Raw genomic sequence first — 19,780 nt, 5'->3', positions numbered from 1 at the left:
TATCAATTGGTATTCTACAGATTTCTTTTGGAGTGGTTTCAGCTGAAGTTACAAAATAAAAAACGGGAAAGTTCACAAAATATATAATAATTAAATTATTATGGAAATATTGATAGTGTGCAGCTTATAATTGAACTGGGTGATTAAAAGTGACTATACAAAATAAAAAGATAATTGATATCTGTGATAACCGCAGACTATTAAATAAATATTCACGTAACAGTATTCCAAGCGTAATCTTCATAGCAGGGTTAGGAGATAGCTATGAGACATGGAAAAAAGTCCAAGACCGAATATCGCAAAAAACATCAACCTTTTCCTATAACAGGTCGGGTATTGGCAGGAGTCAAGTCGCATCCGTCCCGACGACTTGCTATGATCTAGTCGAGGAGCTCAACGAATTGTTGCTAGCGCTTGAAGTGGAGAAGCCCTATATATTGGTGGGACATTCTTTTGGTGGTTTGGTCGCTAGATTATATGCCAGCCTTTATCCACTGAACATCTGTGGTATGGTTTTGGTTGACGCTGCACCGGAATATAAAGAACTTGCCTATGAAAAGGTTCTACCCGAAAATCTGCTTGCAGGAAATAGGGAATATTACGAGAATCCTATGTTGAATAGTGAGAAGATTGATAAAATACAAAGCTATAAGCAAATTGTTGATCATTCAAAACAAAGTAACCTCCCTCTCGCAATTATTACAAGAGGTTTACCTGACAATAGTGAAGAGGGATGGCCATCTCAAGAAATATTGGAAATTGAGCAAAGACTCCAAGCAGAATTCCAATGGCTGTCAACGTCAAGCAAGTACCGGATTGCTAGTCGAAGTGGACATTATATTCAACATGATGAGCCAGAAATTGTTATAGAGGAGATTATGTTAATGTTGAAGGAGATAGGAAAATGAGCGATATAAGATTGAAATTCATGATGGATTTGCAAAGAATTGAGAAGGATGAGTATCAGTTACGCGAAGGTGAGCAGCATCAAGATTTCTTACCTTTGTTACTTCAATATATTGGCGATCCTCAGCCAGAATTACGGGATAACCTGATTTATCCGATGTTTTATATGTGGATTAAGGAAGAGAATAGGTTCAGTGGAGAGGAGTTGCGCAGCCTCTTAACTGTTCTGACTGATGAGAACCATTTGTTCTATAGAATTGGCAGCGAGGATGATCAGTCAGTTTTTACAAGGACGTTCTCTGCCTTGCCTATCGCTTTGATTGTGCAACGCCACAGACAGAATCCATTTTTCAATCAAGCGGAAATTGAGCAATTAATGCATGCAATGTTCCGTTATTATAAAGAGGAGAAGGATCTGCGAGGTTACCTTTCAGTAGGAGGCTGGGCTCACAGCGCGTCTCACGGTGCGGATGTTTTTGTCGAGCTGGTTCAGTGCGAGGAGAGCAGCGTCGCAATGCTGCGTGAGGTTCTTGTCGCTATTTCTGGCATGCTTCATAATGGTAGACACATTTTTAGCGATGAGGATGATGAGCGGTTGGTAAACATCGTGGATACGATGATTGACAAAGAGTTACTTCCACATCAAGAAATCGCTGATTGGATTAGCGGCTTAGCGCAATGCTATAATTTTCCGAGAAGTCGCAGTCAAATGATTGCTCGCGTGAACAGCAAGAATTTTTTACGCAGTCTCTATTTCAGAAGGGGACAAGATAGCCGAGGGAATGAGCTTAACACTGTCATACTTGGTACTGAGGCAATATTGAACAGGTTTTCTTTCAGTTAAAGGGTTAGAGGGGCCGTCCCAAAAGTCATGGAAAATTGGCTGAGGGATTTTGCCCCTTTTTATGTCAAGAAAAACAAAAAAAACCATCCATTGGTAAAATGGAAGTACCACCCACCACGCACAAAAGGAGAGGCAAGGGCTGCAATTAAGGCAGTTTTTTCTCATTGAACTAAAGGGCAGCATTTCTGTAAAGATTGTGAAAAAATGCTTATTGAACTAACGCATGCGTTAGTTCAATAAGGTCTAAAAATGTTGTTGTAGTAAATGAGGTCATATGTAGTACAAAAAAGGATAGATAAGGCATATACTTTCTGCTTTATCTATCCTCTTCTTTTTCGTCTATACAATGTGTAACATTATATAATTATTATTGATATACATATGCTAAATACCTATTTCTTGGTTCTAAATAAAATAAAAAAGTCGTACCGCTTTGAAAAAAGTTCAACCGTTTGTAAAAAGATGATCGAAATATCTTATTTCAATAAAGAAGAATTCCGTTTTTTTCTTATTGAAGTAATGAAGTATTTTAGTTTAATAAATAATATATATTTATACTTAAATAAATATATATTATTGGAAATGTTGAAGTATGAGAATTATTAATAAACAGATAACTCTCGAAGAAATAGAAATAATAAGAAAACCATTAGATAAATTGCATGAATACCATAACAGTAAATCGGAATTTTTTTCTGGTGATTATCCAAGAATTACATTTGAGGAACGCATTAAAGAATATGAAAAAAATTCAAAGTATGGAGAATACAGAATAGAATTATTGATTGAGTCGGAAACAGATAATATATTAGGATTTTGTATAGCATATAGTAAAAAAGTAAGCGGGAAGATCGAGGTTCTATTTGTTGACGAAAAATATCGAAGAAACGGATTGGGTTTGAAATTAATGAATAGTACAATGGAATGGTTTAAAGAAAAACAAGTATATGAAATTGAATTAACAGTAGTGTACGGGAATGAAGCTGTATCGTTTTATCAGAAATTGGGATTCTATCCACGTTCAATTATTATGACTACTAAATCAAACGATATTATTAGGATATTTTCTTGTTTAACTAAAGGGCGTGTTTTGATTAATCTTTTTTCAAAACACGCTCTTTCTTTTTGCTTGTTTATCAAGGCTAATAGTATTAATTTGATCAATCTTTATTCTAAAGCTACAGAAGGAGAATTCTTTCGCGGCATTCGTTAAAACATACTCCAGCCTTCTTGTGCGGAAAGTAGTTCTAGTATTTTAAAACCAGCTATACTATTTCCGTTAGCATCTAGAGCGGGTCCAAAAATACCAACTCCCATTTCTCCTTTTACGCAGCCGAATATCCCACCGGCAACCCCACTCTTGGCGGGAATTCCGACACGAATTGCAAATTCACCAGATTCGTTGTACATGCCGCATGTGACCATAAATGTTTTACAAATTTTTGTTATATGTTTCGGAACGATTTGTTTTTTTCTATATGGATCATATCCATCCATTGCAAAAATCAAACCAATCCGTGCTAAATCAATGCAGTTTACCTCAATTGCACATTGACGTGTGTATAAGTCCATTAACGCCTCTACATCGCCATTGATAATGTCATTTTGTTTCATATAGTAGCAAAGAGAACGATTTAAGTAAGCTGTTTCTAATTCAGAGCCGGCTACTTTTGAAGAGTAATTAATTGTAGGATTGTCCGTAATATCACGCACAAAGGAAAGAATCCGTTCCATCTTCTCGTCATTACTATTCCCTGTTAGTATACTTGTAATCGCTAATGCTCCTGCGTTAATCATTGGATTGAGTGGTTTAGAAGGGTTAGCTGTTTCTAGTTTAATAATAGAATTAAATGGGTCACCAGTTGGCTCCATTCCAACTTTAGAAAATACATTCTCTTTGCCACGCTCTAAAAGTGCAAGTGCAAGCGTAATTACTTTTGAAATACTTTGAAGGGTAAAAAGCGTTTGGGAGTTCCCAGCATGGATATAATCTGTTTCTTTATGATAAATTGCAATCCCTAAATCATCTGGATTTGCATTTCTTAGTTCTGGGATATAAGTAGCCAGTTTCCCTTTTTTTGTATATGATTGTACTTGCTCTAGTAATTGTTCTAGGTTATTTGTTTGAATACAGTGCATAACTAAAACGTCCTTTTCCTTTTTATTAAATGTATTCTCTCTAATTCATCTGAAGGTTAATAAAATTTTTGGTGAAATGGATAGATATTGTCTGAAATATTATAAACGTGCAAGTTCATAATTTCCTATTTTCACAACTTTTTAGTTGTGTTCATATAATCTGTATTTAATAAACGACCTGAATAAAGGTGCATCTTCGGTATTCTAAAAATTGACTCCTCTGTATTTAAGAAAAGATTTTTGTTATCCAATCTTTTCTTGGGTGCTTTCGCTGTTCCAGCATTCAGTATTATTTAAATTAGGAATATTAGTTGCATAGAAAATAGGATCTTTTCCGGCTTTCTTTTGCCTTATATAATCTTTGAGGGCGGAGAAAGCATATTTTCCAAGGAGGATGATTGCAATTAGGTTGAAAATGGCCATAATCCCCATGAATAAATCTGCAATATCCCACACAATTTTAACCGTTGCTATAGAACCTAGCATTACCATACCAATTACCGAAATACGATATATCAGTAATAATGTCTTACTACCACTTAAGAACTCAATGTTTGTTTCCCCATAATAATAGTTCCCAACGAGAGAACTAAAGGCAAATAGAAAAATAGCTATTGCTACAAAGGTAGGTGCCCATGGTCCAATATGAGTTTTTAATGCTTCTTGTGTTAATTGAATCCCATTCAGGTCTGTAGCATTGTGCATATCGGATAGAAGGATCATAAATGCAGTACAACTACAAATTATTAGTGTATCCGTAAAAACACCAAGCGTTTGAATAAATCCTTGTTTAACAGGATGTGTAACATTGGCAGTCGCAGCTGCGTTTGGCGCACTTCCCATGCCAGCTTCATTTGAAAATAAACCACGCTTTACTCCTAGAAGAATCGCAGCACCAAGCCCTCCGCCTACAACTTCCTTAATACCAAAAGCATGCAGCAAAATTTCTTTGAATAAAATAGGAACTTGCGTAATATTTGTAATAACCACAAATAGTGCAACACCAACATAAAGAATCGCCATAAATGGTACAATCATTTCTGCGACACGAGCAATCCGTTTTACGCCTCCAAAAATGATTAGTGCTATCAAACCTACTAGTATACAGCCGACAATTTTAGGCTCTAGGTTGAATGCGTTTTCAAATGCTAGCGTAACCGTATTCGCTTGAACAGCATTAAACACAAGACCAAAGCAAACTGTAATTAAAATTGAGAAAATAACTCCCATCCAGCGTTTATTTAATCCTTTTTCCATATAGTAAGCTGGACCGCCTCGAAATTTATTTCCATCTTTTACTTTGTATATTTGAGCAAGTGTACTTTCAACAAATGCAGAAGCTCCTCCAATTATTGCGATAAGCCACATCCAAAATATTGCACCGGGTCCGCCGGTGGAGATCGCAATGGCGACACCAGCTAGATTTCCTGTACCAACGCGAGAAGCTGTACTCATGCAAAATGCTTGAAAAGAAGAAACTCCATTTTTTTCTTTTTGTGCTTTACGGGTTGAGGAACTTGCACCATCACTAAGTAAGCGAATCATTTCACCAACATAGCGAAATTGTACAAACCTTGTTCGAATTGTAAAATAGCATCCAACCCCAATTAAAAGAGCAATTAGGATGTAACCCCATAAAAATTCATTTGTAATTCCAATGAATTTGTGGATGGGAGTGATTACATCTTTAATAAAATCCATATGCTTACTCCTCCTTATTCTAATGAATATATATTTATCTAAAAAGACGTGGATTCAGTATGACAAAGAAAATAAGCGGAAACATGATGTGCAAAGATTATTTTATCTTTTTCCGACAGAACACTTCCTCCTCAATTTGTGTGAAGGTGTGATAGCACCAGCAGGTGGGTGGGAGATAAATGTCGGATGGCGTAAGTCAAAACGTTTGCTACCATATACTTGTACAGATTGCTCTTTGAAAACTGAAGATATGAGGATGGTTGCAGAAAAATCGTTGCAATCGTAAAATCTTCAACGTTCCATCGTCCCACGTTTGCCGAAGTTGCGAAAACCAAGATAAAGTAGGAAGCGTGATGAGTCAACGTACAAGACACTTCAGTTCTTACCGTAGGAACTACGGGAAGAGCCTGCTAAGATAACTGGTGGATATATCGATGTTCGCAGGAATCCCCCACTTCAAACATCTAGTAAGAGTGTTAAGTGGGGGGAGTTCAAAGAAGCTACCATAATGTTATTACCAGGAAAAATTCAATCCCGATACTATTTTCGTTTATATATTTTCTTTTTGTACACGAATCAGACGCCCCTGTAGAGTTACATTGTTCCAATGATTACAATTGCCTTAATGATTTTAGGTAGTAGAACATTGTTTAGTTCTTCCTGAAATCATCAAACCAATCAAACTACCAAGTAAGGCTATTAAAATCCATCCCATTCCTTCATTGTATAGAGGAACGTATTGCATGAAAGTAAGCAACGAGTCACTAGCAAGTTCTGCTGTTTCTAATCCTTGTACTATACTAATCAGTAATGCTCCTAAAACTGATCCAACATAGACAGCCTGCTTATCTTTTATAAACCGATCAAAAAAAGCGAGGATAATTAGCACAATTGCTACAGGATAGATAACAATTAGGATAGGTAGGGAAAGTTTAATTAGCATAGACAAACCAAGGTTTGATACTCCAAAGCTAAATAAGCAAATAATTAAAATGATTTTGTTATAAGAAATCTTTGGAAATAGTGTTGTGAAAAATCTCCCACATGCTGAAACGAGTCCTACAGATGTAGTTAAACATGCAAATAACATTGTAATTCCTAATAAGGAAAGACCATATTGACCAAATAAATGTTGTACTACATTTGTTAATAACACACTTCCGTTTTCAAATGTGCCAAATGTTTGAGAAGTAGCTCCAATATAAGCAAGTGATATATATATGATAGATAATCCAAGTGCGGCTATAAGCCCTGCTACTATAGTAGATTTAGCAATGGATTTTTTATTTGTAACACCTTTTTCTTTTATAGCGTTAATTACAATAATTCCAAATACGAGAGCAGCAAGGGCATCCATTGTTAAAAATCCTTCAATAAATCCTTTGAAAAAAGGAGCTTCCTGATATGAATCAGAGGGTGTTGAAATAGATCCAACTGGTGAAGAAATTGCTTTAACGATAATAATACTAATCATGATTAGTAACAGCGGGGTTAAATATTTTCCAATTCTATCTACCAATTTAGAGGGATTTAAAGATAGATAAAACGTTATACTAAAATATATAAATGTATATAAAAGTAATATATACCATTGATTTTGCATGGTGGTACTTAAAAAGGGGGCAACTGCCATTTCATATGAAACAGTGCCTGTACGAGGAATGGCGAAAAAAGGGCCGATTGCTAAATAAATGATTAGAGGGATAATAACACCACAGGCGGGGTGAATCCTACTAGCAAGGGTACTAACATTTCCACCAAAAAGGGAAATAGCAGCGATGGCTAATAATGGAAGTCCAATACTACTCACAACAAATCCCGAAATTGATATCCAAATATTTGTTCCAGATGAATATCCTAATAATGGAGGGAATATCATATTACCCGCACCGAAAAATATTGCAAATAACATAAGTCCAATAGGGATTGTTTCTTTAAAAGTTAACGATTGTTTCATAAAGCACTCTCCTTTTATTTGACGAAAAATGTCGAAATTTAAGTTTTTTTCATTATAACATATGAAATTAGAAAATACAGAAAAATAAAAATGAAAAAAATCCCTTGTTTTACTTAAAATACTATTTTAAATAAGATGATATGAATACTCAAATTCATTGTGCTGTCTTACTCTAATTATAGAAATATCTTTACACTGAACATTATTATATTGAAATTTAATGTATAAGTTATATTTATCTTGTATTTCGTATCGCCTTCTTCTCAATAATCTGATTTTTTTAAAAAATAAATGTGTTTTATCAAATATCATGTTATTATGGACAGGAATTGCAGAAAAATCGACATTTTTCGCGAAAAGGAGGGGTTTTATGAACTGATTTTTATCAATAATAGTAATTTTAGAAATTTATTTTATTGCATTTCTTGCACTACGCTCCTGTTTATAATCTTAATCATAAGTTCAATGGGATGTCTATTAACACCTAAAATGGCTTCAAAAAACAGATGTGTTTTTAAAATCTGTCTATTCAGTTTTTAAGAAAAATAAAAGGAGTGAGATACGTGGATTCTTTCATAAATTGGTTAAATAATCTTATTTGGAGTCCTGCATTGGTTTATTTATGTCTAGGAACGGGGTTATATTTTTCAGCCCGCACGAAATTTCTACAGATACGCCATGTGCGCGAAATGATAAAGCTTACTTTTCAAGGAGAAAAATCCGAAGCTGGTGTCTCTTCATTTCAAGCATTAGCTCTTTCTTTATCAGGACGTGTTGGAACGGGTAATATCGCTGGTGTTGCAACAGCGATTGCTTTTGGAGGACCAGGAGCCGTGTTTTGGATGTGGATTGTAGCTTTCTTAGGTTCAGGCTCAGCTTATGTAGAATCGACACTGGCTCAAATATACAAAACTAAGCATCGAGGTCAATTTCGCGGTGGCCCAGCGTATTACATTGAAAAAGGATTGGGAATTAAATGGTATGCAATTTTCTTTGCTATAGCAACCATTCTAGCAACAGGAATACTGCTTCCAGGCGTACAAGCAAATAGTATAGTCTCTAGTTTAGAAACAGCTTTTGGTATAAATACATCTATTTCAGGTGTCATATTAGTTATAGTATTGGCACTTATTATTTTTGGTGGGGTTAAACGTATTGTTAATGTTGCACAGGTTATTGTGCCGTTTATGGCCGTTGGATATATTCTGGTTGCCTGCGTAATTGTGTTTATGAATATTGAAAAATTACCAGAAGCATTCATGTTGATTTTAAAGAGTGCATTTGCATTAGAAGCTACTTTCGGAGGGATTATTGGGTTAGCGATTTCTTGGGGTGTAAAACGGGGTATTTATTCAAATGAGGCTGGACAAGGAACTGGCCCACATGCTGCTGCGGCAGCTGAAGTGTCACATCCGGCTAAGCAAGGTCTTGTACAGGCATTTTCCGTTTACATTGATACATTATTTGTTTGTTCAGCAACAGCGTTTATGATGATTATTACGGGTATGTATAACGTATTTGATGTAAGCGGAAAATCGTTTATTGTGAATAATTTGAATGGGGCACAACCGGGCCCTGGATATACACAGGCAGCTGTTGAATCAGTATTCCCTGGTTTCGGAAATAGTTTTATTGCGATTAGCTTACTATTTTTTGCTATTACAACCATTATGGCATATTACTATATTGCCGAAACAAATATTGAATATTTAAACCGATATAAAGATCGTCCGTGGATGTCATTTGTATTAAGATTTATTTTTCTAGGAGCTGTGTTCTATAGCTGTGTAAAAAGTTCTACGACTGCATGGATTTTGGGTGATATTGGTGTTGGGATTATGGCTTGGATTAATATTGTTGCTATTTTATTGCTACAAAAACCAGCACTTTTAACTTTAAAAGATTATGAAAGGCAAAAGAAAAAAGGCAAGGATCCTGTATTTAATCCGCAAGGATTGGGCATTAAAAATGCTGATTTTTGGGAGACTAAATACAAAAAAGATAATGAAAAAAACGCTTCATGAAATCCTAGTGTGAATAGATAATATAATAAGGAATAAATATCCAACAAATAAATGCTGATTTTTCTGAAATTATTTGCTAGTATTTAATTATAAAAGATTGGTATCTTTTTTCTTCATGTTTAATTGATTCATATTCTATGGTACCCTGCCTAATATGAGCCTCTAAGTAAAAGGAACTAGTATAATACTAGTTCCTTTTACTTTTTTATTATGATTAAACCAAGATAGTTACTATAACATCATAAATGATGGTTTATGGTGTTTTTATATGCCTAAAATATTAGTTTTTTGGGGGCTAGCTTGATAGTAGTGTTTTGAGGTACCCCCAAAACTAGCTTTTTTGTCTACTAAGATAATGAGTGATTATGTCATTTAATTGTGGTGAAATTTAGTTAATTCATTATTTTTAAGGGGGATGAAAACGTCTATATAGAAAGGATCAGCAGCTATTTGTATAATCGTCTCTTGATTAATTATTATGAATTGATTTTGCTGCAAAATGTAATTTATTTTAGTTTTTACAATGAGGGTCACCATATTAAGTAAATAGACCTGGGTATAAATTCACTCAAAAATACGCCATCCTTTCCTATGATTCTACAGAAAGGATAGCGTATTTTTTCATTTCAGGTGGGATTTTATTTATCCAGCTTGTGATAGGGCACTAAAATTATCGTTATATTTTAGTGGAATAGTTAAAAAATGTAATCATTTTCTTCTTTTTAAAAATTAATAACATCATACTAAGCGGTAAAACAGAAAAAGTTGATATTATTTTGAATTTCTTCACCGCTCATAATTATTTTTTGTACATCTGGCAACGCTTTGATTCTGTCGATCCGCATGGTACCTGAAAGGTATATTTTATAATGGTTACTTGATATATAGGTTTTGAAGTGTTCTTGATGTAGCTTTACTTTATATGTGATTCCTTATTTTTACATAAACGCTTACTTCATAGTTTCTTTCTGTTGTGGCCGATAAAACTTATCTACCAACCGATTATACTCACTTCTTGAAATTTCTTTATTATACAGTTTAATTAATAAATCTTTATGAGCTTTCGAAAGTGCTATTTTGTCAATGAATTTTGGGTACATATATTATTCTCTCTCCGTCTGATGAATTATTATGTTGCATTTTGCCTACTTCCCTTGAATATTATAATGAAAAAATAAGTATAATGCGAAGGTATTCCAATCTTTCATATCAAATTTAATTTTTCTATGGAAGAAACTTAACCAAAATAGTGAAATCATTGGGGTTCAATTTATGAAAAAAATTGACCTGAAAGAGAGAAGAGTATTTCAAAAAGAAGTGCTCCTAGATAAATCTAGGAGCACTTCTTTTTGATGCAGTTACTGGTTTCATTGGATGGTGAGCACCACCAGTTAGATAATAACTTATGAATTTAAGATACACAATTTGTAAACCCTCTCATCTTTTACCTGTTAAGAAAGTTTGCAACAGAACCTAAAAATGAATATGAAAATTTGTGTTAATTTATTAACTTTAATATGATTTTTCGCTTCAATTATAGTATTAGCAATATGATTTTACTATGTTTATAGAGTATATATAAAGATTTAAGATGATAAACTATCTTATAAAAGGCTATTATCTAATCATTTATCTGAAAATTGCGAAAAGATGTGTAGATAGATATTATTGTAAATACATATATAATTCATTTTAATTTTCTGACATTAATTATCGGTATTCTTATAATAATCTTTGGTGTATATTGTGATAAATACAATGTACGGTGTCAGTATTTAAAAGGTTATATATCATAACTTAAAGGGGGAAGAAAACTATGAAAATGAAGAGTAAGATGATCATGACAACAGCGCTTGCAGCTACTTTAGCTACAGGTGCATTACCTACTACATCGGTATTTGCTGCAGAAAAAGAAGCTCCTATCCAACAAAAAGAGTCACAAATTAGTATTCAACCGTTTGCACAGAGTAATTTGGAAACAGCTGTTAATGCTGCTTTAAATGGTCCAGAAGTCAAAAAAATCAAAGTATTCGATCATGAATTTAATGTAAAACCAATTGAAGTTGTAAATTTAGCTGGCGGTAAAAAATATGTTAAGGGACAAATTTCTCATCATTTAAGTTTTCGTCCAGATGATCAATTTTATTATGAGTTTACAGTACAAGATGGAAAGGTGATAGATAAGCCTGTATTTAATATTGATAGGGGTGGTTTTACACCATTTGTGGCTCCGCTTTTATCAATTCTTGCTGCGTATAATGGAATCCCAGTTAATCCAAACGATTTAAACTCACTTGGTCAACAGCTTGGAAAAGTTATAGATGGAAGCTGGGAACAAGCAGCACAATCAATTGCCACTGTAGTTAGTTTAACTTTTAATGAGTAGAAATTGAAGGGGAAATAAGTTATTGTTTAGTTTTGCAGAAGCCCATTTTTCGTAAGCATCCTTGTTATAAAAAACTTTTATATAAATATAAACCAAGTATTAACACATCTGTTGTATTTTCTTAATTTGTTAAGCATCTTGTCTATCATTATATGTCACAAAATAGGAGTCTTGTTTAAGACTTCTGTTTTGTTTGTTTAAAAAATGAGTGGCTTCGATTCTTTTTAAAATCCGTGAAGTATGATGAAGAATGGTGTCTTTACATGTCTAGGGTTCAGATTTGTATATGTATGAATCTGATGGTTGTTGGATGAACCGCTATGGCCCTTCAAAATTTCAAGTAACTGACCGCTATCAAAAATATTTTCAAGCAGAAAATCTCATTATTCTGGGAAAAGAAGCAATGTATATTGTAAAAAAACGCACCTTATTTTATGAGACTAATCTATTAAAAATTAGGAGAGATATAATGAAGAAAATAAAAATGAAAAACATCTTAAAAAGTGGAATCCTTACTTGTTTTACACTTGCAAGTTTATGTACGACTTCTACAGTATTTGCTGATAGTCATCCAGGTTATTCCTATGAATCCAATATAGGCTATCAAAATCCAACATGGATGTCAAAACTAGAAGATACAAAAAGAATAAGCGAAGTATCTATCCCGGGGACTCATGGTTCAATGGCTTTACATGGGGCAAGTTTTATTGATGAAAATTTGACAAGAAATCAAACAATGACCCTATCTCAACAATTCAATGCAGGAATTCGTTATGTAGACATGCGTGTTAAACGTGTAAAAGATTCTTTTGCGATGCACCATGGAATTGTAAATCAAAAAGCAATGTTTGAAGATGTATTAAAAGAGACAATTCAATTTCTAAGAGATAATCCTAAAGAAACTATTTTAATGCGTTTAAAGGAAGATACTGATCCTGAAAGTAGCTCGCTATCATTCGAGGAAATATTTAAAAATTATAAAGACCGTAATGCTTCCTATTTTTGGGATCCGAATTCTGTACCATCCTCAGAAAAAAATAATCCTAAGCTAGGAGATGTTCGAGGGAAAATTGTAATATTACAAAATTTCTCGGCATCTCAAGAATATGGTATTAATTATGAATCTTTGAATATCCAAGATAAGTTTGAAGTTGGCACTGGACCAGACGGAATGTATGAAAAATGGAATGCGGTGAAAACCCATCTTCTAAATGCAAATAATAACTTTAACAATGGTAAGATCTATCTCAACCATTTTAGTGGCACGGGTGGTGCAGCAGCATTATTGAATAATTGTTACCCTTGGTTTGTTGCAAGCGGAAAAGAGAGCAGAAATACTAATAGTAATCCAAAACTGATTCAAAAAAATGTAACAAATGAATGGAGGGATTTCCCTCGTGACATAAATGGACAAGTATTTTATGGGGGAATGAATACACTTGGAACTGATTTCATACAGCAAGGTGGGATTAAGCATTCTGGTATTATTGCTGCTGATTTTCCTGGACCAGGTTTAATAGATAGTATTATCAGATTAAATGGGATAGACTCAAGTGAAAAAGATATATTAATTTCCCAAATTTCTTCTGAATCGAAGCCATTATCTGGACAAAAAAATCGATCAAGTCAAAACTTTAGCGTTAATAATTTACCCACAGGAACAAAGGGATTAAAATGGGTTATCGAGCCTACAGAAAAAGATAATGCTTCTACTATTTCCTTCAATGTTATGATTGATGTTTCTCTGGGGACGGATTCTGTTCGTTGGGGAAACATTTCGAATGGATCTAGGACTGAAGCATATACAAATTCTAAATACTATATTGCAAACCCAAGTGGCGCAACTAACAAATTTACAGTGAAAATATACGCTATTACAAATTAAGGTTTTAGTGTAAAGTTTCTTCATAAGGGTAAGGCTCTATTCTTATCTCTTTTTTAAACGAACAGACTATGCTAATAGAACTGTTCGTTTTCTTATGATAACAAAAAAGAGCGTCAATACTTAATACCCTCACGGACTATTTGAAGTGTTGAGTAGTTCAAATCAAAGCATAGTGGAGTATTGCTAGCTATGATTCGTATTCAATTTATGCTACGAACCTTATGGTCAACATGTACTGTCAAACCAGTTAAAAAAACAGGAAATAATATGTAATTATAAAAACTTATTGAAAACGCTAACATAGTTGGCTATAATCAGGGTATAAAACTTCAAATGGATTGTGACTGTTCGGCAGGCAAAACCTAAATTATGGTGAAACCAGATTTTGAAATACTGGATTCTAATTAATTTAGGTTTTTTTATACTCTAAAGTATGTAGCTGCTGCTGAGCAATCAATATCTAAAAACCTAATAAGGTGATGATATATGCTCATAAAAAAAGTTTTTAATAATAATGTTGCTTTGGTAAACCGAACTGGAACAGAAATGATTGTCATGGGTAAAGGAATTGCTTTTCAAAAAAAAGTAGGTGAATATATTGATGAATCCATAGTGGATAAAGTATTTGTGCTAGAGAAGGAAAGTCAAGTATCGAATAAATTATTACAATTAATTAATGAGATTCCTACGGAACACTTCGAGCTTACTACCCAAATTGTGGAATATATAAAGAAACAAATTTCTAACTCAATTAGTGATAATATTTATCTTACCTTAACTGATCATATTAACTTCGCAATTAATCGATTTCAACAAGGTCAAATTATTAGGAATCCTTTATTTTGGGAAATAAAAAAGTTTTATCCAGAAGAGTATAATGTTAGTTTAACAGCTCTTACAATAATTAAAGAACATACTGGATTTGAACTACCAGAAGAAGAAGCTGGTTCCATTGCCTTACATGTAATTAATGCACAACAAGATAATATAGTAATGGAAGAAACCATTATGGTAACAAAAATAGTAGGAGAAATTTTAAAAATTGTAAACTACCATTTTGGAATCAAATTAGATGAAAAATCTCTGAACTATAATCGTTTTGTTACACATTTAAGGTATTTTGCTTATCGTCTCTCTCGTAATGAACAAATAGTAGAAGAAGATAGCTTATTATATCAACAAGTGAAGGAAAGTTATCCGGAAGCTTACGGTTGTGCAAAGAAGATAATGGCACTTTTAAAATCTAACTACAATCAAAAACTTACAAAAAATGAGATTACTTATTTTGTTATTCATATAAATCGTGTTACTCAAAGAAAATTAAATCAAAATGATTAATTTACAGGATTGTGACTGTTTGGCAGGCAAAACCTGAGTTGAAGCTTATGTATATACATAGTTTCAACTCAGGTTTTTTATATTTCTGATGCTACATTTTATAGCATTGATCCTTATCTAATCAAAAATTAAGAAATTCTCTTAGAAGAAACCTTTTGTTTCTCCAATTTCCTTTTTTGTGTCCAAGGGATTAAGATTTTGAGTACAAATCTCTAAGGAAATTCAGGATATCTTGATATATATAATAATTTTTAATAATAAAGGAGTGTGTAGAATGAAATATGAAAAATTATCAAAAAAGATTATACAAGGAATTGGAGGAAAGGAGAATGTCAAAAGCGTTGTCCATTGCGCTACGCGTCTTCGCTTCCAACTAAATAATAAAACGCTTTTAGACAAAGAAAAGTTAGAACATTTAGAAGGGATACTTAGTGTTGTTGAGAGTACAGGACAAATTCAAATTGTAATTGGTTCAAATGTTGCAGATGTGTACAATGATTTAGTTCAAGTAGGAAACTTTAATAGTGGATCTGTTCAATCAAATAATCAACCAAAAGAAAAGGTAAAGCTCACAGCAATGATTTTCGAATTAATCTCTGGTACGTTTACACCACTCTTAGCACCACTTGCTGGAGCTGGGATGTTAAAGGCGATATTAGCAGTATTAGTTATGTTTGGTGTTCTTTCTGAAAAAAGTGGTACGTATGGAATCCTAGCAGCAGCAGGAAATGCTATTTTATACTTTTTACCTGTTATGATTGGTATTACTCTTGCTATTAAACTTGGTGCTAATGGATATATGGGTGGAATTATTGGAGCTTCATTATTAGAACCGAATTTTACTAGTCTAATGAGTAATGGAGATACAACTTCATTCTTGGGAATTCCTGTCCTATTAATGGATTATTCTTCAAGTATCGTTCCATCCTTTATTGCTGTACTTATTTATGCACAATTGGAGAAGTTCCTAAAAAAAGTTATCCATAAAGATTTACAATTATTTCTTTCTCCAATGATTTCATTGATTATTATAGTTCCATTAACAGTACTAGCGTTTGGGCCATTCGGAATTTATGTAGGAAAAATGATTACCTCTAGTATTAACTTTTTAAGCGAACACAGTGGATTACTGACTGGTGCTGTGATTGGAGGTACAATGATTATTTTAGTTGTCTTTGGACTTCATTGGGCACTCATTCCAATGAGTATCGAAAACTTAACGAATGGTGGAGATCCAATAGATCCAATGTGGGCAGCAAGTACATTTGCACAAATGGGAATCGCTTTAGGGATTTTCCTGAAAACGAAAGACAAAAAACTAAAATCTCTAGCAGGATCTACTACAATTACTGGTTTACTTTCTGGTGTAACAGAACCAATTATTTATGGCTTAATTTTAACTCATAAACGTACCCTAGCTTACGTCATTATTGTTGGTGCTATCGGAGGCGCATTTATTGGGTCATTTAAAGCCGAAGCGAAAGCGTTTATGCTGCATAGTATTTTTACACTAGGTGGTTCTACCACTCCATGGTTACCTTACTTTTTAATGATCTTACTTACAGTTGGTGGAACTACACTGCTTACTTATTTCTTTGGATATGAAGATAAACCTTCAAAACAGAAGGGAAAGATGGAAGGGGAACCTAAGCAGCTGAGTAATCCTAATAACACGAAAAAAGTATTAAACAAACAAATAATTAACAGTCCATTATCTGGACAAGTCATCCCATTATCACAAGTAAAAGATCAAGTATTTTCATCCGAAGCAATGGGTAAAGGTATAGCCATTAATCCTAATAAGGGTGAGGTGATTTCCCCAGTAAACGGGACTGTGACTACTATGTTTCCAACTGGACATGCAGTGGGAATTACCTCAGATGATGGAATCGAGATTTTGATTCATGTAGGAATTGATACAGTTCAATTAGATGGAAAGTATTACACTAAGCTTGTAGAGACAGGAGATTCAGTGTCGATGGGGCAATCTTTAATTCAATTTGAAATCGATAAAATTAAAGAAGCTGGATATGAAACAACGACACCTATTATTGTGACAAATAGCAATCAATTTCTAGATATTATTCAAACGACGAATCAATCCGTCTCAACTAATACTAATTTATTAACAATAGTTAAATAGGGGGTATTAAATATGAAACCATTCACTAAACCGTTTCCTGAAAATTTTTTATGGGGTGGAGCAACAGCAGCGAATCAAATTGAAGGGGCTTATAAAGAAGGTGGAAAGGGTCTTTCTACAGCAGATGTACTACCAAATGGTGTCTTTAGCCCACCAAATTTCTTACTAAATGGAGATTGCCCTTATCATACTGCAATTGACTATTATCATAACTATAAACAAGATATTGCTCTCTTTGCAGAAATGGGATTTAAATGCTTCCGTATGAGTATAGCATGGACTCGAATTTTTCCAAATGGTGATGAGTCTCAACCAAGTATAGAGGGATTAGCTTTCTATGATCAAGTATTTGCCGAATTGAAAAAATACCACATTGAGCCTATCGTAACAATATCTCATTATGAAATGCCTCTCAATTTAGTGAGAAAATATGGAGGATGGCGAAATCGTAAACTTATTGATTTTTATTTAAATTTTGCCACTACTTTATTTGAACGCTATAAACACGTGAAATATTGGTTGACGTTTAATGAAATTAATTTTGTAATTCATGCTCCTTTTACTGGTGGGGGACTCGAGTTTAAAGAAGGGGATCATAAGCAAAATATACAGTATCAATCGGCTCATCATCAATTTATCGCAAGCGCTTTAGCTGTAAAAGCAGGTCATGAAACGATAAAGAATAGTAAGATAGGTTGCATGCTTGCCTATGCGCCAACTTATCCGCATACTTGTAATCCTGAAGATGTATGGAAAGCCATGATGTTAGATCGTGAAACAGTATTCTTTACTGATGTTCAAGTTCGAGGGTATTATCCTTCATATACTGAAAAATATTTCGCTGAAAATCAAATACAAATCACAATGGAACCTGGTGATGAGGAAATTCTCTCATCCCATAAAGTAGATTACCTAGGTTTTAGCTACTATAATAGCGGTACGGCATCTGCTTCTCCTGATAAACATGAAACTTCTGCCGGTAACTTACAGGTTGGCGGTGTTAAAAACCCATACCTAAAGGTCTCAGATTGGGGATGGGAAATTGATCCAAAAGGTTTACGCATAGCCTTGAATTTGTTATATGATCGATACCAAATACCTCTATTCATTGTTGAAAATGGTTTTGGAGCAGTAGATGTACTAAATACAGAGGGGACAGTACATGATGATTATCGAATTAATTATTTGAAATCTCATATTACAGAAATGAAAGAGGCCATCGCTGATGGAGTCGATTTATTAGGTTATACTACATGGGGACCAATTGATTTAGTAAGTGCATCAACAGCAGAAATGAAAAAGCGTTATGGATTCATCTATGTAGATAAGGATAATGATGGAAATGGGACCCTAAAACGTTATAGAAAAAAAAGCTTTGCATGGTATAAAAATGTTATTGCCTCTAATGGTGATAATTTGGATTCATTTTGAAATTAAATTTTAACACATTATCCGAAAAAATTCTCTTTCTCAAGTGTGTACAGGGGGATAGCCCAACGATAGGTGGGAGAAATCTTTCGGTTTGGTGCAGCCAAAAGATTTCTGATAAACTAGAAACGGTTCTGTTGTAAAGTTTCTTAACACATAAAACGGTGAGGAAATTACAATTGAATTTTATGAAGCCGCTAATAATTTTTGTAATACGTTATACGACGAAAAGACGAGGTCTGATTGAAGACTTCGTCTTTGTTTATTTCGTTGGAATCTATAATTAAAGAGTATAAAGAGAAGAAATAAAGTAAAGTTATGAACCACCTAACTAACACATATTACTTCATAATGCACTTAGTAATTATATAATTTTTATATAGCTATATGGTTTATTATTTTGCAGTAGGGGGGATTTTGAAAAAGAAAGAAGAAGCATATTATCTGCATGTGTGCTAAGGGACAAAATTACGAAATTCATTAAAATAGAACCATGGCGTTCATTGAAAGAAGAAATGAATATTTTAGGTTTCACGGACAGTGATATTTTTTGAGTTCAAATGGTATTATATGATCCGAATAAAGGCACTTAAATTTACAGAGAACAAAATGATCAAACTTTTTTATAAAAATTGTATACTATTTCAAAATGGATGCTTCTTATTTACCATATAATATGTGTTTGCGTAATATTTCTGATTAAACTTTATTCCAAACCAACAGTTATTTCAATATTAAATAAAGTGGCTTTATTTAATATTGAAATTAGAAAAAATAACGTTTTTTATCTTCTAATAACTTACAAACTTAAACTGAAATAGAAAAAGGAATGAAGTAATCTGATGGTAGTAATCACCTTAGTGATTTCAATGTATACATGACGAATCAGCTTGTATTTATTTCCTTGATAGGATTTTACATAATATTAATTTTTTGTGAATTATTAATCTGTAAATAATTTGATTTAGAGTATTATTCACACGAAATGAATACCTTTATGTAATTTGTTCGATTTATATGATAATTAAG

General features: G+C 33.5%; 11 protein-coding genes and 1 pseudogene. 9 read left to right on the top strand and 3 right to left on the bottom strand.

From position 1 onward, the window contains the following. Positions 1–149: 149 nt before the first annotated feature. The 3 genes and pseudogenes from ACFVQC_RS24870 to ACFVQC_RS24860 form a co-directional block, all read left to right on the top strand. Positions 150–908 carry an alpha/beta fold hydrolase gene (locus ACFVQC_RS24870; protein ID WP_377899507.1) on the top strand — a complete coding sequence of 253 codons (759 nt, stop codon included), beginning with the start codon at positions 150–152 and terminating at the stop codon, positions 906–908. After that, positions 905–1,750 (top strand): DUF2785 domain-containing protein, encoded by an 846-nt coding sequence (locus tag ACFVQC_RS24865; RefSeq protein ID WP_377896373.1) that lies wholly within the window; start codon positions 905–907, stop codon positions 1,748–1,750. Before ACFVQC_RS24870 ends, ACFVQC_RS24865 begins: the two co-directional genes overlap by 4 nt. 592 nt (positions 1,751–2,342) lie before the next feature. After that, a pseudogene (locus ACFVQC_RS24860) lies at positions 2,343–2,795 on the top strand (GNAT family N-acetyltransferase); the annotation flags it as partial. 164 nt (positions 2,796–2,959) lie between these two features. Here the strand turns inward: ACFVQC_RS24860 and glsA are convergent. From glsA to brnQ, 3 genes are all read right to left on the bottom strand, one after another. Continuing rightward, on the bottom strand, positions 2,960–3,889 hold the full coding sequence (glsA, locus tag ACFVQC_RS24855) for a glutaminase A (protein ID WP_377896022.1): 930 nt from the start codon (positions 3,887–3,889) through the stop codon (positions 2,960–2,962). 243 nt (positions 3,890–4,132) lie between these two features. Beyond that, entirely contained in the window at positions 4,133–5,590 is a 1,458-nt protein-coding gene (locus tag ACFVQC_RS24850; RefSeq protein WP_377899505.1) for an alanine/glycine:cation symporter family protein, read from the bottom strand. 631 nt (positions 5,591–6,221) lie between these two features. Beyond that, positions 6,222–7,547 carry a branched-chain amino acid transport system II carrier protein gene (brnQ, locus tag ACFVQC_RS24845; protein ID WP_377899504.1) on the bottom strand — a complete coding sequence of 442 codons (1,326 nt, stop codon included), beginning with the start codon at positions 7,545–7,547 and terminating at the stop codon, positions 6,222–6,224. 563 nt (positions 7,548–8,110) lie between these two features. Here brnQ and ACFVQC_RS24840 point away from each other — a divergent pair. The 6 genes from ACFVQC_RS24840 to ACFVQC_RS24815 all read left to right on the top strand — a co-directional run bounded on the left by ACFVQC_RS24840 (position 8,111) and on the right by ACFVQC_RS24815 (position 18,754). Then, a complete protein-coding gene (locus ACFVQC_RS24840; protein WP_377899503.1) occupies positions 8,111–9,571 on the top strand; it encodes an alanine/glycine:cation symporter family protein in 1,461 nt (486 codons plus the stop codon). Positions 9,572–11,387: 1,816 nt separating this feature from the next. After that, positions 11,388–11,957, top strand: coding sequence for a methyltransferase (locus ACFVQC_RS24835; protein WP_071745336.1), 570 nt, complete (start codon positions 11,388–11,390; stop codon positions 11,955–11,957). Positions 11,958–12,426: 469 nt separating this feature from the next. Next, positions 12,427–13,842, top strand: a complete 1,416-nt coding sequence (locus ACFVQC_RS24830) for a phosphatidylinositol-specific phospholipase C (RefSeq protein ID WP_377899525.1) — start codon at positions 12,427–12,429, stop codon at positions 13,840–13,842. Between the two features lie 486 nt (positions 13,843–14,328). Then, on the top strand, positions 14,329–15,180 hold the full coding sequence (gene licT / locus ACFVQC_RS24825) for a BglG family transcription antiterminator LicT (protein WP_063218359.1): 852 nt from the start codon (positions 14,329–14,331) through the stop codon (positions 15,178–15,180). Positions 15,181–15,454: 274 nt separating this feature from the next. Then, on the top strand, positions 15,455–17,323 hold the full coding sequence (locus tag ACFVQC_RS24820) for a beta-glucoside-specific PTS transporter subunit IIABC (protein ID WP_377899502.1): 1,869 nt from the start codon (positions 15,455–15,457) through the stop codon (positions 17,321–17,323). A gap of 12 nt (positions 17,324–17,335) precedes the next feature. Further along, positions 17,336–18,754, top strand: a complete 1,419-nt coding sequence (locus ACFVQC_RS24815; protein ID WP_098361944.1) for a 6-phospho-beta-glucosidase — start codon at positions 17,336–17,338, stop codon at positions 18,752–18,754. Positions 18,755–19,780 lie beyond the last annotated feature (1,026 nt).

The sequence above is a fragment of the Bacillus sp. NPDC057893 genome, assembly GCF_042796455.1.
Lineage (GTDB): Bacteria > Bacillota > Bacilli > Bacillales > Bacillaceae_G > Bacillus_A.
Note: the sequence above shows the minus strand (reverse complement) of the source record. Positions and strands in the feature narration are given on the sequence as shown.

What these genes read in the sequence shown, in the direction of transcription:
- ACFVQC_RS24820 (WP_377899502.1), top strand. Translation starts at nt 15,455, where the DNA reads ATGAAATATGAAAAATTATCAAAAAAGATTATACAAGGAATTGGAGGA.
- licT (WP_063218359.1), top strand. Translation starts at nt 14,329, where the DNA reads ATGCTCATAAAAAAAGTTTTTAATAATAATGTTGCTTTGGTAAACCGA.
- ACFVQC_RS24865 (WP_377896373.1), top strand. Translation starts at nt 905, where the DNA reads ATGAGCGATATAAGATTGAAATTCATGATGGATTTGCAAAGAATTGAG.
- ACFVQC_RS24830 (WP_377899525.1), top strand. Translation starts at nt 12,427, where the DNA reads ATGAAGAAAATAAAAATGAAAAACATCTTAAAAAGTGGAATCCTTACT.
- ACFVQC_RS24850 (WP_377899505.1), bottom strand. Translation starts at nt 5,590, where the DNA reads ATGGATTTTATTAAAGATGTAATCACTCCCATCCACAAATTCATTGGA.
- brnQ (WP_377899504.1), bottom strand. Translation starts at nt 7,547, where the DNA reads ATGAAACAATCGTTAACTTTTAAAGAAACAATCCCTATTGGACTTATG.
- ACFVQC_RS24815 (WP_098361944.1), top strand. Translation starts at nt 17,336, where the DNA reads ATGAAACCATTCACTAAACCGTTTCCTGAAAATTTTTTATGGGGTGGA.
- ACFVQC_RS24835 (WP_071745336.1), top strand. Translation starts at nt 11,388, where the DNA reads ATGAAAATGAAGAGTAAGATGATCATGACAACAGCGCTTGCAGCTACT.
- glsA (WP_377896022.1), bottom strand. Translation starts at nt 3,889, where the DNA reads ATGCACTGTATTCAAACAAATAACCTAGAACAATTACTAGAGCAAGTA.